Raw genomic sequence first — 15,541 nt, 5'->3', positions numbered from 1 at the left:
ATGAGAACTTATCTCAATTAGAACCTATCTAAAAAAATGCATATGAAAAAAGAGAAAACCCTGCATAGCGCAGGGTTTTCGATGAAACAGCTAAAAATTATTTAGCTTCTTCAGCTTTCGGTTTTTCGCGTAAACGAATACCCAAGTCACGCAATTGATTTGGTTCAACTGGTGCTGGTGCTTGAGTTAATGGACACTCAGCAGTTTTAGTTTTCGGGAAAGCAATCACGTCACGGATAGACGATGAACCTGTCATCAACATCACTAAACGGTCTAGACCGAATGCTAAACCACCATGAGGAGGTGCACCGAATTTTAAAGCATTTAATAAGAAACTGAATTTTTCTTCAGCTTCTTCTTCGCCAATACCTAAAGCTTCAAAAATGGCTTTTTGCATTTCTAAAGTGTAGATACGCAATGAACCACCACCGATTTCAGTACCATTCAATACCATATCGTAAGCAACAGAAAGTGCTGCACCAGGATTACTTTTCACTTCTTCAACACTTGATTTTGGAAGTGTGAATGGGTGGTGAACAGACGTCCATTTACCATCATCAGTTTCTTCGAACATTGGGAAGTCAACCACCCAAAGTGGTGCCCACTCGGTTGTTGACATGTTCATGTCATGACCGATCTTGATACGTAAAGCACCCATTGCATCATTTACAACTTTGGCTTTATCTGCACCAAAGAATACGATGTCACCGTTTTCAGCACCAACACGCTTTAACAAATCAAGCACGATTGGTTCGATGAATTTAACGATTGGGGATTGAAGACCTTCGATACCTTTTTCAAGTTCATTGACTTTAATATAAGCCAAGCCTTTCGCACCATAAATTCCAACGAATTTAGTGTATTCATCAATTTGGCTACGTGGCAGTGAACCAGCTCCTGGTACACGAAGTGCAACAATACGGCCTTTAGGATCTTTTGCTGGGCCTGCAAATACTTTGAACTCAACGTCCTGCATCATGTCAGCAACGTCTACAAGTTTCAAAGGAATACGTAAGTCTGGTTTGTCAGATGCATAATCTCGCATAGCATCTGCATAAGTCATGCGTTGGAATTTGTCGAATTTCACACCAAGAAGTTCATTGAACATCTTAACGGTCATGCCTTCCATCAAATCCATAATATCATCATCGTTTAAGAACGATGTTTCGATGTCGATTTGAGTAAATTCAGGTTGACGATCTGCACGTAAATCTTCGTCACGGAAACATTTTGCGATTTGGTAATAACGGTCTACACCACCAACCATCAACAATTGTTTAAACAATTGTGGTGATTGTGGAAGCGCATAAAAGCTACCATTTGAAACACGGCTAGGCACTAAATAGTCACGCGCACCTTCAGGTGTTGCACGTGTCAAAATTGGTGTTTCAACATCCAAGAAGCCGTTTTCATCTAAGTAGTTACGAATTAACGTGGTCACTTTAGAGCGGAAACGTAAACGATCAATCATTTCTGGACGACGAATATCGAGGAAACGATATTTCAGACGGATTTCTTCAGAAATATTGGCATTTTCATCATTCAATGGGAATGGTGGAGTTTCAGATGCAGCAAGAACTTCGATTTCTTTACCTAAAACTTCGATTTGACCACTCACCATATTGGCATTTTCGGTGCCTTCATAGCGACGACGTACACGTCCTACAATTTTTAATACATATTCTGAACGTGCTTTATCTGCAGTTGCAAATGCTTCTGGGGTATCTGGATCGATGACGACTTGAACGAGACCATCACGATCACGCATATCAAGGAAAATCACCCCACCGTGGTCACGGCGACGATGTACCCAGCCGCAAAGTGTTACAGTCTGGTCAATTTGAGCTTCGGTTAAAGAACCGCAATAATGAGTTCGCATCATAGCGTTAAAAATCCAACTATATGGGTTAAGGAAGCGAGTACGTAAACAGCGCATCGCCTAAAAATGTAATGTGAGATTATGCCTCTTTGAGCGGTGAGTCACAAGGACTTGGGGCAAAAACTAACATGTTGCCGAATAAATTTAAGCTGATTTCGAGAAAGTTTCAGTGACTGAAACGGCAAATAGAGCATCATTGAAAATATTTTTTATAATTTAAATAATGAAACAAAAGACAACCTAAAGTGAAACAAAGGATTGAACCTTGGGTAAAGGCTTTCATAAAAAAGCCAATCAGTACATATAAATCAGTATCCTGTGGAATGAAGCCTGTACTTTTGGCAATATAAACATAATACAAGCAACCACTAAAAAACGCAGTTACAAATAAACTTATACAGAAAAAATTTACTTTAGGATTGCGTATTTGACTGACGCTATATTTAAAAAAGTAATGCAAACCCATCCACATTAAAAACGGTAAAGCCGCAGCAGAACAGCCGATTTGTAGGACTTTATGCATCGGGTAAATACGATCAAACATACTGACGGGTTGCGCTAAAAATTCTTTAAAAGCGAAAGTTCGAAAATCTAAATGGGTTAAACCATCCCAAATAATATGGGTTGCTGTACCTAAGATAATCGCCAATACCATCCAAATTAGAAATTGAAAAAAAGTTGAAATAGAAGCAATATTTAATGGTTTTTGAATGCCTAAAAACTTAAATAATAATGGGCGATATAAGCTATACCAAAGTAAGCAGAACAGTAATCCCACCAATAAATCTGGATAGATAATTCCTTTAAATTGATGATTTAAATAAATTTCAGTTTTAACCAACACTCTATACAAATCTGGTGTCATTGTGCCAATCGCAAGTGCTGCAATCGGCAAGCGATTTCCTGAAAGTTTGGACAAAGGTGGCGCTAAAACAGCATGTGAAAGTGTAAAGGGCATTAGAATATTAAAAAGTTAAGCAATGGTTTTGATCTGATTCTATATAAAAAGCCAAAGAACGAATGTTTTTTATTGCAAAAATATTGAAATGTTATAATATAACATAATTCAAGAATATTGAGCTTTGAGAGCAATCGCATGTCCTTTACCAAAAGTGCCCTAACACTTTCCATTTCTGCAGTTATTTCAACTTCTATTTGGGCGGAAAATCAAACCAATACTGAAAAAAATCCACAACAATTAGAAACCATTACCGTTGTTGGACATCCCTTGGTCCGTTCAAGTCAAGATTTTGGTGTTGCAGATGAAACTGTTTCACGTGAAAAACTACAACAGGCTGGCACGACTTTAGGTGAAGCACTCAAAGATGAATTAGGGGTCTATTCCAATACCTTTGGGGCGGGTTCTAGTCGCCCTGTAATTCGTGGGCAAGAGGGTGCACGGGTTAAAGTGACTCAGAATGCAACAGAGACAATGGATGTTTCAAGCTTATCACCCGATCATGCCGTCACTGTAGATCCGCAGCTGGCACAAAAAATTGAGGTCATTCGTGGACCATCAACATTATTATATGGGGCTGGGTCTGTGGGTGGTTTAGTCAATGTGGTTGACAGTAAGATTCCGACAGCAATGCCTGAAAATGGTTATGAAGGCAATGTTGGTCTGCGTTATAACACAGGCAACGACGAAAAAATGGCACATGCTGGGGTGACTGTTGGATTAGGTTCAAATGTTGCATTACGTGTAGAAGGCTTAAAACGTGACGCCAATGATTACATTACCCCGAACTATATCGTAACAGAAGAGCATGGTGATCATGCTCATAGTACGAAAGAGCGTCGAGTTGGCAATACATTTTCAGAGTCTGAAAATGTAAATGTTGGCTTATCTTGGATCGGCGAGCGTGGTTTTGCTGGCGTGTCTTATAGCAATCGCCAAGATCAATACGGTTTACCTGGGCATAGCCATGAATATGAGTCATGCCATTTACATGGCTTATCACTTCATTGTGGTGGGCACGATGATGACGACCATGCGGGTCATGACCATGATCATGGTGAAGAAGACCATGATCACGCTGAAGCTGGGCCATGGATTGATATGAAAACAGAACGTTATGATTTCCGTTCTGAGCTCAATGAACCTTTTGCAGGCTTTAAAAAACTTCGTGCACAAGCAAGTTATACCGACTATCAACATGATGAAATTGAAGGAAGTACAGCAATGACAACCTTCAAGAGCAAAGGTTATGAAGGTCGTGTTGAGTTGTTACACAATCCGATTGCTGCTTGGGAAGGCGTGTGGGGTGTCCAAGCCAGCCAGCAAAAATTAGATATCACAGGTGAAGAAGCGGTTCTTGCACCAAATAAAACCCAAAAATATAGTGTATTTGGCTTAGAGCATCGCCAATTTGGTGATTTTCATGTGGAATTAGGGACTCGTTTTGATCATCAAACAGTGGATGTCGACTCAGATCAAAAAGACTTTGATGGCAATGCATTCTCATATTCTGGTGCTGTGAATTGGGCATTTGCACCAAATTACACGCTCTCTTTAACGGGTTCTCATCAAGAACGATTGCCTTTAGCACAAGAACTTTATGCTGATGGAAAGCATTATGCGACCAACACTTATGAGTTGGGCAATCAAGATTTAAATAAAGAGAAGTCAAATAATGTGGAATTAGGCCTGCATTATGATAATGACAAGTTGAGCTATCATGTACATGTCTATCAAAATTGGTTTGATAACTACATTTATGCCAAAACTTTGGATCAATACGAAAACTTCCGTCTGATCAAATATAGTCAAGATAAAGCCAAGTTCTATGGGACAGAAGGTGAAGTCGCTTATCAGTGGAATGATGTGTATAAAACCAGTCTGTTTGGCGACTATGTACGCGGTAAAATTGAAGATGAAAATGCACCGCGTGTTCCTGCTGGTCGTTTAGGTGCTCGTGTAAATGCTGAGTTTGATGAGCGTTGGTCTGGTTCAGCAGAATATTCACATGTGTTTAATCAAGATAAATTTGCGTCTTATGAACAAGAAACCAAAGGTTATAACATGGTGAACCTAGGCGTTGCTTATCAGTATCCTTTGGCCAACAAACAAGAAGCGAAAGTATTCTTTAAAGCCAACAACCTGTTGGACGAGAAGATTTATGAACACACTTCTTTCTTATCGAATATTCCGCAAATTGGACGTAACTTTGTCATAGGTATGGACTATAAGTTCTAATTATTTGCAATCATTCACCAAATCGTTATTGAAAAATAAAGGAATTCGACCTAGGCTCTAAGGGTCTGCCAATACTTCATCTGTATTTGCGACAACGAGTGTTTTAGAAGGTACAAGGCATGAACTATGAAATTTAGTGATCTAAATGAGTAGGTCATAACGATGTAGCATCAAAAACACTCTAGTCGTTTCTGCTGCGCCTTGCGCTGCAAACAAAGCAGTGCTTTGTTTTTTGCTCAGGGTTGTGGTTAAAATTATCTCAAACATCGTTATGAAACTTGAAAATAGTCTCGCTATTCTCTTCATTTCATGCCTCGTTTGCTCAATTTTAGCCGACAACGCAAGTTATATATGAAATGTTGACAGACCCTAAATTGGTCTAGGTCTTTTCTTATGCGTATCTTCAATAAAATTCAAAACAAACTGAATTGGTCAAAACGTCGCTATTTCGGCATTATTATCGGCATATTGGCCTTAGGATATCTCTCATCTGCGATTTATCATGTTTATAAACCGCTTCCTAAAGGGCTAAATTTTACCGGACCATTGCGTCACGCCAATGTAAAATTTATTGCCGATGAAACCTATATTGATGCGCAAGGGAAGCAGCAACTTGATCAACATATCTTTGATCAGGTGTTACAGCTGATTAAGCAAGCCAAGACCACCATTGTGATCGATATGTTTCTATTTAACAGTGAAGTCGGCGATTCTAAAGTTCAGCAACGAGAATTAACCAAGCAATTAACCCAAGCCTTGATTAATGAAAAAATTGTAAACCCAAGCTTAGAAATTAAGTTTATTACCGATCCAATCAATTCTGTTTATGGTGGAATTCAGCCTGAACAATATCGTCAATTACGTTTAGGCGGCATTGATGTGATTGAAACGAATTTAACACCACTCCGTGCATCTAATCCTACTTGGTCTGGGATATGGTATTTATGCTGTCAGGATATTGGCAATAACCCAAATAAAGGCTGGCTGAATAATCCATTTGGCGAAGAAAAAATTACAGTCCGCAGTTATTTAAATTTATTTAATTTTAAAGCCAATCATCGTAAAACCATCGTGGTTGATACTGCAGAAGGTTGGAAGACCATCGTCACATCTGCCAATCCTCATGATGGAAGCTCACGTCACTCCAATATTGCATTAATGGTTGATGGTGCAACTGCGACAGATATTTTAAATACTGAGCAAACCGTCGCACATATGTCGGGAGGTGATACGCCTTTTGTTGCATTTGGCAAACTACCTGAAAATCCAAATGATCCTCAGGTTCAAGTACTGACTGAAAAAGCAATTTATGATGCGGTCTTAAACATGTTGGCATCAGCAAAAGCCAATGATCAAATTGATTTAGCCATGTTCTATTTGTCAGAGCGCCAAATTGTTAAAAGTTTAGTTGCTGCCAAGCAACGTGGAGTGAAATTACGTATTTTGCTTGATCCGAATAAAGATGCATTTGGTCGTCAAAAAAATGGTATCCCAAACCGTCAAGTGGCTTCAGAGTTAAATGACGCAGGGATTGATGTACGTTGGTGTAATACCCAAGGTGAGCAGTGCCATAGTAAGATGATCGTAAAGCATAATGCGCAATCTGCGGAAATGATTTTAGGTTCTGCCAACTTTACCGCACGTAATTTAAAAAATTATAATTTGGAAACTGATTTACGCGTGGTTGGCAATCCACAACAACAAGTCTTTATCGATGCTGAACAGTACTTTAATACGGCTTGGTCAAACTTAAATGGTCGACAAATGAGTGTGGATTACAGTAAATATGCTGATGAATCAAAACTTAAATACGGGGTTTACCGTTTTATGGAATGGAGTGGTTTGTCGACGTTTTGATTTATTCAAAAAAATATGTATCGAAATGAAGAGATTTCGGTACATAATTTAAAGCTTGGTAGATTTTTTAATAACAAAGCTGAGCTTTAAATGAAAACATTACAAACATCATTTTTAAAATCATTACTTACACTGAGTCTGTTTATTTCACCACTTAGTTTTGCAGAAAATGCTTTAGTAGTTCAAGCAAAAACATTGCAAACAGGTAGTCCCACTGTCTCAATCAATATTGACAAAGCCATTCAATTATTCAGACAAGCTGCAGAGCAAGGTGATGCAGAGGCTTATTTTCTACTTTCAAAATATTATTCTAATTCAGCAGATTATCGTTTTTTACCTGAAAATAGTCATTTATATAAAAAGCTGCGTTTGGAAGCGGCTCAACGTGGTAATTTTGACGCATATTTATCATTGGATTTAGAAGCGGGTATCGCTGAAAGTTTTGGTATTTCTAATGATATCAGACAAAAACTAACAAAAATTCGTCCACAAATTTTAAAACTTGCTGAACATGGTGATGTTGAAGCTATACGTACATTCGTGCTTGCATTAGACCAAGGGACCGAGAATTATAGTGATGAACAGTGTCAATGGTTATATAAAGCGGTACAGCAAGGGGATTTATTGTGGGCGGGATCTAGTATCCAGAATTGTCCAGAAAACATTCTAAAAAAACTGGGTGCCAAGACGAAAGCTGCTTATGAAAAAGATCATAAAGATAGTGATTTAGCTCATTTTCAAATGCTTCAGCAACGTTCGAATCAAGGTGATATTGGAGCAAAAATAAAATTACTTGAAGATTATGCTGCTGACTCATACTTGTCAGAAAAGGATATTAAACAGCTCGAAAATGAGGTTTTAACGCATTATCAAAAACAAGCATCTCAAGGTGCGAGTGATGCGTATTTGATGCTTGCATTAAAAAAAGATGCGGATAAAGATAAGCAGAATTTGTATCTAAAAGCTACACAATTAAATAATCATGTGGCATTAACAGAACTTGGATCTGACTATTTATGGTCAGATGAAGAAAAACAAATAGATATTAATAAAGGTCTAATTTATTTAAAAAAAGCTGCGGCTCAAAATGATCCTGATGCAATAAATTATCTCGGTGTTTGGTACTATAACGAAGAAAATGAAGGCTATGATGAAGCACTTGCGCAAAAATATTTTAAACAAGCTGCTCAACTAGGGTCTGTCAATGCAATGGATAATTTGGCACGCATCGAAGATGAACCAGAAGATTATCGTTGGGCTGTTTTGGCTTATGAAAATGGATCATCTGAAGAAGATACGCAAAGTAAAGCCCTAGAAGCGTATCAAACAGGCAAGGGCACAACTAAAGATCCGATCAAAGCGAGAAATCTAAAAACATATATTCAAATGCGAACCCAGTTCAACAATAATTTAGGTGGCTTGATTGAAAGCATCAATAATGATGCTGAGCGTACTGAAACTGAATCTAAGAACCGAAAAAGATAAACTCAGTTCTTCAACCTTAGTGTTGATCAGTTAAGCATTTTTAAAACCTCCCCCTTCAAAGTAAGCTATGCTTGTCGCTGCGAAGGGGGAGGTTAACGAATTGAAATGTGTGCTTAGCTGTCGCTTTCTATTTAGTTTTTTGGATTTGGTGGCACTAACTCATCCAAATCTTTATTTGAAATATGATCTAACTCATGTAAATCAGTTTTGATTTTCCATTTGCTTTCATCATCTACAGGTTTTGGTAAACGTGCCTCTAACCAGTCACACACCACATCGGGTGAAAAATCTGCATGGTTACATTGAATCACCCAAGCTAAAAATTGTTTCGCTTCACCATTCATATAAGGAGGAGGAGAAACAGGTAAAAACTGAGTCGGAAGACGTTCATTTTTAGAAATATAATTTAGAACGTGACCCAGTTCTTGCACAGTTTGCCATGCTAAAGGGTGGTCAATATTGATTTGAAATTTAAACCACCATGCTTGTTTGCCGTCTGAACCATAGCTATCAATAAATGCCTCTTGCACACTTGGGATTTTGCAAAAAAATTGATGTAAACGGTCAAAGCTCAGTTCAGCCACAATACAGCACTCATCAGATTAAAATTATATTTTATCAGATTGATGTCAGAATTTACCCAAGTTGATGTATAAACAATAAAGAAGATTAAATTTCGACTGTAATTCATCCATTATTTATCTTGAATGATGGATTAAGCTGTTGTGTATACGTTCAAGTTTGGAGGTTGAAATGAAACAGATACTCAGTTTAAGTGTCTTGATGTTGATGCTTTCAGTGACTTCAACAATGACATGGGCAGATGCTAAAGATTGGGCGAATTATCGCAGTGTTGAGCGGCCTCAAAAGAAATATCCGACAACGACCTATAAGTATACAGATCAATATGGCCGCCAAATGTCACAGGAGATTCCTGTTCGACCTCAATACCAGCATCCTTATCCGACATACCCAAGCTATCCAAGTCGCCCCTATCCGCATCCAAATGGCCCATACCCAAGTTACCCACCACAAAATGGTGTGACGATTATTTATAATCATCAGTTTCCAACACGGACGGAATATTCAGGTAGCAGTTATGGTTATGTAAATGGTGAGGGTGGTCATATAGAAAGCTCACAATATACCTTAATTAGTGATTGGCGACGTTATGGATTACCTGACCCACAGGTTGGTATGCATTGGATTTTCCAGAATGGTCGTTATTTACAAGTGCCCAATGAGCGCTGAATGTGATTTAAAAGCAGCATCATGATCAATAGCAATGTATTAAATTTTCAACACAATAAAAAAGTCCCTTCTCCACTTTGTCTTACACTTTAATATAGTATTACTTTGATTTTGCTTAGGGAGAAGGGCAAGCGTATGAGTCAAGACAAGAGACTAAGCTAGTTCATCATCTTCTGGTCGTGGTGTTTTTGCCATGAGGTAATGATTTTTCAGTATGTTTATCACGAATGACAGAAGGATATGTCCAAGATGCATATCTCACGATCAAAATTGCAATGGCTAAAATTAAAACCGATCCCGTAATAATCACTAAATCCATATCTGCTTTATGGTCATGCTGAATATCTGAAATTAGTAATCGCGTGAGTGCGGTGATTGCGATATAAATTAAGAAACGTACAGGCATGTGGTTGGTCTTAAAATAAATCCCTACCATTGCACCTAATTCCAAATAGATGAATAACAATAAAATATCGTCAATACTGGCATATTGTTTCACGGTTAAAATTTCAATAATTGTATGTACCGCTGACCAAGCGATCATACAGCCAATGATAAACAGCGCAATATAATGAAATGCTTCTACTGCAATATTGCCCAATTTATCGAGGAGGTTTTCTATTTTTTCTATACGTGGATCTTTATTCATAACATCCTCCATTTGTGCGTACTATTTATGATTAAACACTATGCAAATTTCATGCACATGAAAAGCGAAGTGAAATGTTTATGGCGAATAAATAACAACTATTTCATTAAGAAATTGATCATTTCATCTGATTAGTCTATAGATAGATTATTTTCAATACAATTAAAGGAATAACAATGTATTTGTACCGACCAATTGGGCTTTTTGAATATCAATTGATTGCAAAGAGTGGCTTTAAAAATTTCCCACCAAGATTGTATTGGCAACCTATTTTCTATCCTGTTTTAAATCAGAAGTATGCTGAAAAATTGCTTTAGATTGGAATACCAAAGATCAAGCAAGTGGTTATATTGGCTATGTCACACGGTTTGAACTGAATGATGAGTATCTGGCTCAGTTTGAAATACATACGGTTGGTGATGATTTTTGTCAGGAGTTATGGATTCCAGCTGAGCGACTAGACGAGTTTAATCAGCAAATTATAGGGAAAATTGAAGTGGTTAATATTTTTAAAGGTGAAGCTTTTACTGAAGATGCTGAATTACCTGAAATATTTAAAACTAGTCCAGATGGCTCGAAAGAGTATTAGGAAATAAAACATGTATCTTCCTACTCATTTTAAACAAGAGAATCTCCCTGAACTTTTCGATTTAATTGAAAAAAATCCATTGGGAAGTTTGATGGTTACTTATGACGGTGAAATTGAAGCGAACCATATTCCTTTTGAACTGGATCGGTCAGCTGGCAAGACTGGATTGTTACGTGGACATATCGCCAAAGCCAACCCTTTATTTACCTTGTTAGAACAGGTTCGATCGGCTTATGTGATTTTCCATGCTGAGCAAAGTTATATTTCACCGAATTGGTATCCAGGGAAATTTGAGCATCATCGGGAAGTACCGACATGGAATTATCGTGTTGTGCATGTGAAGGGAACAATTCGAAAAATAAATGATGAAAAATATTTGCGGGGTATTTTGGCGCGATTGACTCGTCAGCATGAAGCACCACAGGCGGTACCTTGGAAAATGGGGGATGCGCCCAATGATTATATCGCTGCTTTATTGCAGGAAATTGTGGCGATTGAAATCGAAATAGATTCAATTGTAGGGAAATTTAAAGTCAGTCAAAACCGTTCTCAGATCGATGCGGCAAGTGCGGCAAATGCTTTACAAAACCAATCTCCAGAGATGGCTGAATCGATTCGGAAGTTTTATCCAAAGTAAGATTATCTGATGTAACTTGATTTATGTTGCGATCAACTTTTATAGCCACACGATATAATTGCACCATCCTTGATTTTAAGATGCATAGAAAAGCAAACCTAACGGCTTTATGACATTCAAGAGATATAGATCAGTAGATGTTCTAAAAAAAAGCATCAGTTGTAAATAAAAAACGCCCGAATCATCGGGCGTTTTATGTCTTATTTTAATTGATGATGAAATTAAGCCTGATTAGTAAAATAATCTTCGCTGAAATTCATAATAACTTCTGCACCTGCTTTGATTTTAGCAACACGTGCATTTAAATCAGGCAAGAGGCGTTGGATGAAGTAATGAGTCAATGCAAGTTTGTCTTGATAGAATTGACCTTGCTTATTTTTTGCAGCATTGGCAATACGAGCAAACATATAAGAGAAGCTTAATAAGCCAACAACATGCAGATACTCTACTGCCGCAGCATTTGCGAAATCAGCATTTTCTTTTGCACGTTCTAAAATATGCTGCGTAATCATATCTACTTCAGTTGCAATATCTAAAGTCGCATCTTTAATGAAGTTTAAGTCGGTATCTAGACCATTGGCAAAATCACGGATCTCTTCAATATATTCAGCAATGAATTCACCATTACATTTAATTGTTTTACGACCAATTAAATCTTGTGACTGAACGCCGTTGGTGCCTTCATAGATTTGCGCGATACGTAAGTCACGCACACATTGTTCCATGCCCCATTCACGAATATAGCCATGACCACCAAACACCATTTGCGCATCGATTGCAGCATTAAACGCGGTGTCTGTTAAATAGGCTTTAGCAATTGGCGTCAATAATGCAACACGATTATTTGCCTTCGCTACAGCTTCAGGATCAGTTGAAAATTTAGTAATGTCGAGTTGTTGACCAACATAGACTGCAAATGCACGAGAAGCTTCATTGTTGGCACGTGCATTGAGTAACATACGACGTACATCACCATGTACAAGGATGCTGTCAGCAGGTTTGTTTGGAGATTTAACACCTGTCGCACTACGGCCTTGTACGCGATCAGTCGCATATTGTGCTGCATTTTGGTATGCATATTCAGAAGCGCCTAGGCCTTGAATACCCATTGACAAGCGTTCGTAATTCATCATCACGAACATTGCTGCAAGCCCTTCATTTTCTTTACCAACAAGGAAACCTTTGGCTGCATCAAAGTTCATGACACATGTTGCAGACGCTTTGATCCCCATTTTGTGTTCAATTGAACCGGGACCAGCTGTATTACGTTCGCCCAATGAACCATCAGCATTGACGAGGAATTTAGGCACGATAAAGAGTGAGATACCACGTGAACCCGCAGGTGCATCAGGTGTTTTTGCTAAAACAAGGTGAATGATGTTGTCAGCAAGATCGTGATCACCACCAGTAATAAAGATTTTAGTACCAGTAATGTTATATGTACCATCTTGATTAGGTTCAGCTTTAGTTTTGATAATCCCTAAATCTGTACCTGCATGAGGTTCAGTTAAACACATCGTACCAGACCATTCACCTGAATAGATTTTAGGTAAATAGGTTTCTTTCTGTTCTTGAGATGCATAGCTATTTAAAGCCATACCAGCACCGACAGAGAGAAGCGGGTAGAGCATGAATGATGGGTTGGTAGCAAATAACATTTCATCTGCAAGTACGGTCAGCATTTTTGGCATTGCCTGACCGCCCCATTCCTCATCAGCACCTAGGCCAATCCAACCGCCTTCAGCGTATTGTTGGAATGCTTCTTTAAAACCAGCAGGTGTCGTGACTTTGCCATTTTCATAATGAGCGCCTTCTTCATCACCTGTACGGTTTAAAGGAAGCGTAACATTTTGTGCAAATTTAGCCATTTCTTCTAAAATTGCTTCAGCCGTTGCCGCATCAACATGTGCAAGCTTTTCGTTGGCTTGCCAGAATTGCTCTGCATTGAAAACGTCATTCAGAATGAATTTCATATCTGCAAGTGGCGCATTATAAATTGGCATGTTCGTTCACCTGTTTATTGTTTGAATCTGTAGACTTAGATCAGTTTAACCAACAAGCATGTATGTTGTTAGATGGTCTAAGTAAATAACGCTCTATTTATAAAGAAAAAGGACTGCCAAAGCTATGACCGTCCTTTCTCTATTTCTGCACTCTTGAGTACAGTTTTCTAAATACCTAACTCGGCATTCTACTTAGAATGCAAAGTCTTCAGCATCTAATGACATCAATGGATCTAAGCCACCCGCGATCACGTCAACATGTGAACGAACGCGTGGTAAGATTTTCTTGAAGTAGAAACGAGCAGTCTTAATTTTTGCATTATAGAAGCCAGTTTCAGTAGAGCCTTCAGCAAGTTTTTGTTGAGCAACAAGCGCCATACGAGCCCATAAGAATGCAAGCGTTACATAACCAGAGAAGTATAGGTAGTCAACCGCAGCTGCGCCTACTTCATCTGGATTTTGCATAGCTTTCATACCGATTTGCATGGTTAAATCACCCCACTCTTTGTTAAGAGCAGCAAGTGGTTCAACAAATTCTTTCAGGTCAGCATTGTCTTTGTTTGCTTCTGCAAATTTATGGATGATCTTGGTGAAGTCTTTCAACATTGCACCTTGCGTACCCAATACTTTACGACCTAACAAATCAAGTGCTTGGATTTCAGTTGTACCTTCGTATAAGCAAGAGATACGCGTATCACGTACAATTTGCTCCATACCGTGTTCAGAAATAAAGCCGTGACCACCAAATACTTGTACACCATGCTTCGCTGATTCAGAACCTGTTTCAGTTAAGAATGCTTTCGCAATCGGTGTCAATAATGACAAGATATTGTCGGCAAATTTACGATCTTCTTCAGTAACACCTTGCTCTACGATATCTGCATATTGAGATAAGAAGTAAACCAATGCACGACCACCTTCAGCAAAGGCTTTTTGTGTCATCAACATGTTACGTACAGCTGGGTGAACAATGATTGGATCAGCTTCTTTCTCTGGTGCTTTAGGACCAGAAAGTGAACGCATTGCCAAACGGTCTTTCGCATATGCAAGTGCACCTTGGAAAGAAGATTCAGATGCTGTTAAACCTTGAACAGCAGTACCAATACGTGCAGTGTTCATAAAGGTAAACATTGCATGTAAACCACGGTTTTCAGGTCCAATCAAGAAACCTTTTGCGTTATCAAAATTGATCACACAAGTTGCATTACCATGGATACCCATTTTGTGTTCAATTGAACCACAACGTACTGCATTACGGTCTGCAATAGAGCCATCTGCATTTACATTGAACTTAGGTACGATGAATAACGAGATACCTTTAGTGCCTTTAGGTGCGCCTGGTAGACGAGCCAAAACGATGTGAACGATGTTGTCCGCCATATCGTGTTCACCAGCAGAGATAAAGATTTTCTCGCCAGAAATTGCATAGCTACCATCTGCTTGTGGCTCAGCTTTAGAACGGATAATCCCTAAGTCAGAACCTGCATGAGATTCTGTTAAACACATGGTACCAGTCCATTCACCTGAAACAAGTTTAGGTAAATATGTTGCTTTTTGCTCAGCAGAACCATGATGCTCAATTGTACGAACCGCACCATGTGAAAGACCAGGGTACATACCCCACGCCCAGTTTGCAGAACCCACCATTTCAGAAATAGCCGTTGCTAAAGAACCTGGTAAACCTTGACCGCCATGTTCTTCTGGAACTGAAAGAGAAGGGAAGCCTAATTCTACATATTTGTCATAGGCTGCTTTAAAGCCTGTAGGCGTAGTCACTACACCATCATTCCATTTACAGCCTTCACTGTCACCGATTTGGTTAAGTGGAGATAATTCATTTTCACAGAAATCCGCGCCAGCTTCTAAATATTGATCAATCAATTCACGGCTTACGGTTTCTTGGAATGCAGGGAGTTTCGCGTAATGTTCTTCAGCATTTAATAATTCATGCAAAACGAAGTGCATATCACGTAAGGGTGCTTTGTATTGTGGCAT

The 15,541-nt window shown here is 38.7% G+C and carries 12 protein-coding genes and 1 pseudogene; 6 read left to right on the top strand and 7 right to left on the bottom strand.

What is annotated here, in order from left to right; all coding sequences use genetic code 11:
- Positions 1-97: 97 nt before the first annotated feature.
- Positions 98-1,882 carry an aspartate--tRNA ligase gene (aspS, locus tag CQZ96_RS10495; protein ID WP_004723113.1) on the bottom strand — a complete coding sequence of 595 codons (1,785 nt, stop codon included), beginning with the start codon at positions 1,880-1,882 and terminating at the stop codon, positions 98-100.
- Positions 1,883-2,072: 190 nt separating this feature from the next.
- Positions 2,073-2,837, bottom strand: coding sequence for a DUF4184 family protein (locus CQZ96_RS10490; protein ID WP_105713323.1), 765 nt, complete (start codon positions 2,835-2,837; stop codon positions 2,073-2,075).
- 138 nt (positions 2,838-2,975) lie between these two features.
- On the opposite strand from CQZ96_RS10490, the gene znuD reads away from it, so the two are divergent.
- Positions 2,976-5,075 carry a zinc piracy TonB-dependent receptor ZnuD gene (gene znuD / locus CQZ96_RS10485; protein ID WP_105713322.1) on the top strand — a complete coding sequence of 700 codons (2,100 nt, stop codon included), beginning with the start codon at positions 2,976-2,978 and terminating at the stop codon, positions 5,073-5,075.
- A 141-nt stretch (positions 5,076-5,216) separates the two neighbouring features.
- Here the strand turns inward: znuD and CQZ96_RS21810 are convergent, their stop codons facing one another.
- Positions 5,217-5,342, bottom strand: a complete 126-nt coding sequence (locus CQZ96_RS21810; protein ID WP_267313595.1) for a hypothetical protein — start codon at positions 5,340-5,342, stop codon at positions 5,217-5,219.
- Between the two features lie 126 nt (positions 5,343-5,468).
- On the opposite strand from CQZ96_RS21810, the gene CQZ96_RS10480 reads away from it, so the two are divergent.
- Together CQZ96_RS10480 and CQZ96_RS10475 are read left to right on the top strand one after the other, a co-directional pair.
- Complete coding sequence (locus CQZ96_RS10480; protein WP_105713321.1) at positions 5,469-6,932, top strand: phospholipase D family protein; 1,464 nt, start codon at positions 5,469-5,471, stop codon at positions 6,930-6,932.
- A gap of 90 nt (positions 6,933-7,022) precedes the next feature.
- Positions 7,023-8,417, top strand: coding sequence for a tetratricopeptide repeat protein (locus tag CQZ96_RS10475; RefSeq protein ID WP_105713320.1), 1,395 nt, complete (start codon positions 7,023-7,025; stop codon positions 8,415-8,417).
- Between the two features lie 131 nt (positions 8,418-8,548).
- Here CQZ96_RS10475 and CQZ96_RS10470 read toward each other — a convergent pair whose 3' ends face one another.
- Positions 8,549-9,001, bottom strand: a complete 453-nt coding sequence (locus CQZ96_RS10470; RefSeq protein WP_004723101.1) for a hypothetical protein — start codon at positions 8,999-9,001, stop codon at positions 8,549-8,551.
- 169 nt (positions 9,002-9,170) lie between these two features.
- Here CQZ96_RS10470 and CQZ96_RS10465 point away from each other — a divergent pair, with 169 nt between their 5' ends.
- Positions 9,171-9,668 (top strand): RcnB family protein, encoded by a 498-nt coding sequence (locus CQZ96_RS10465; RefSeq protein ID WP_105713319.1) that lies wholly within the window; start codon positions 9,171-9,173, stop codon positions 9,666-9,668.
- Positions 9,669-9,821: 153 nt separating this feature from the next.
- Here the strand turns inward: CQZ96_RS10465 and CQZ96_RS10460 are convergent.
- Positions 9,822-10,317: pseudogene (locus CQZ96_RS10460) on the bottom strand (phosphate-starvation-inducible protein PsiE).
- Positions 10,318-10,493: 176 nt separating this feature from the next.
- Here CQZ96_RS10460 and CQZ96_RS21695 point away from each other — a divergent pair.
- Together CQZ96_RS21695 and CQZ96_RS10450 are read left to right on the top strand one after the other, a co-directional pair.
- Entirely contained in the window at positions 10,494-10,634 is a 141-nt protein-coding gene (locus CQZ96_RS21695; RefSeq protein WP_228722800.1) for a hypothetical protein, read from the top strand.
- A 282-nt stretch (positions 10,635-10,916) separates the two neighbouring features.
- On the top strand, positions 10,917-11,543 hold the full coding sequence (locus tag CQZ96_RS10450) for an FMN-binding negative transcriptional regulator (protein WP_105713318.1): 627 nt from the start codon (positions 10,917-10,919) through the stop codon (positions 11,541-11,543).
- A 221-nt stretch (positions 11,544-11,764) separates the two neighbouring features.
- On the opposite strand, the gene CQZ96_RS10445 is transcribed toward CQZ96_RS10450, so the two are convergent.
- Together CQZ96_RS10445 and CQZ96_RS10440 are read right to left on the bottom strand one after the other, a co-directional pair.
- Positions 11,765-13,546 carry an acyl-CoA dehydrogenase C-terminal domain-containing protein gene (locus tag CQZ96_RS10445; protein ID WP_105713317.1) on the bottom strand — a complete coding sequence of 594 codons (1,782 nt, stop codon included), beginning with the start codon at positions 13,544-13,546 and terminating at the stop codon, positions 11,765-11,767.
- Between the two features lie 192 nt (positions 13,547-13,738).
- Positions 13,739-15,541, bottom strand: coding sequence for an acyl-CoA dehydrogenase C-terminal domain-containing protein (locus CQZ96_RS10440; protein ID WP_105713405.1), 1,803 nt, complete (start codon positions 15,539-15,541; stop codon positions 13,739-13,741).

The sequence above is a fragment of the Acinetobacter sp. MYb10 genome, assembly GCF_002980175.2.
GTDB lineage: Bacteria > Pseudomonadota > Gammaproteobacteria > Pseudomonadales > Moraxellaceae > Acinetobacter > Acinetobacter guillouiae.
Note: the sequence above shows the minus strand (reverse complement) of the source record. Positions and strands in the feature narration are given on the sequence as shown.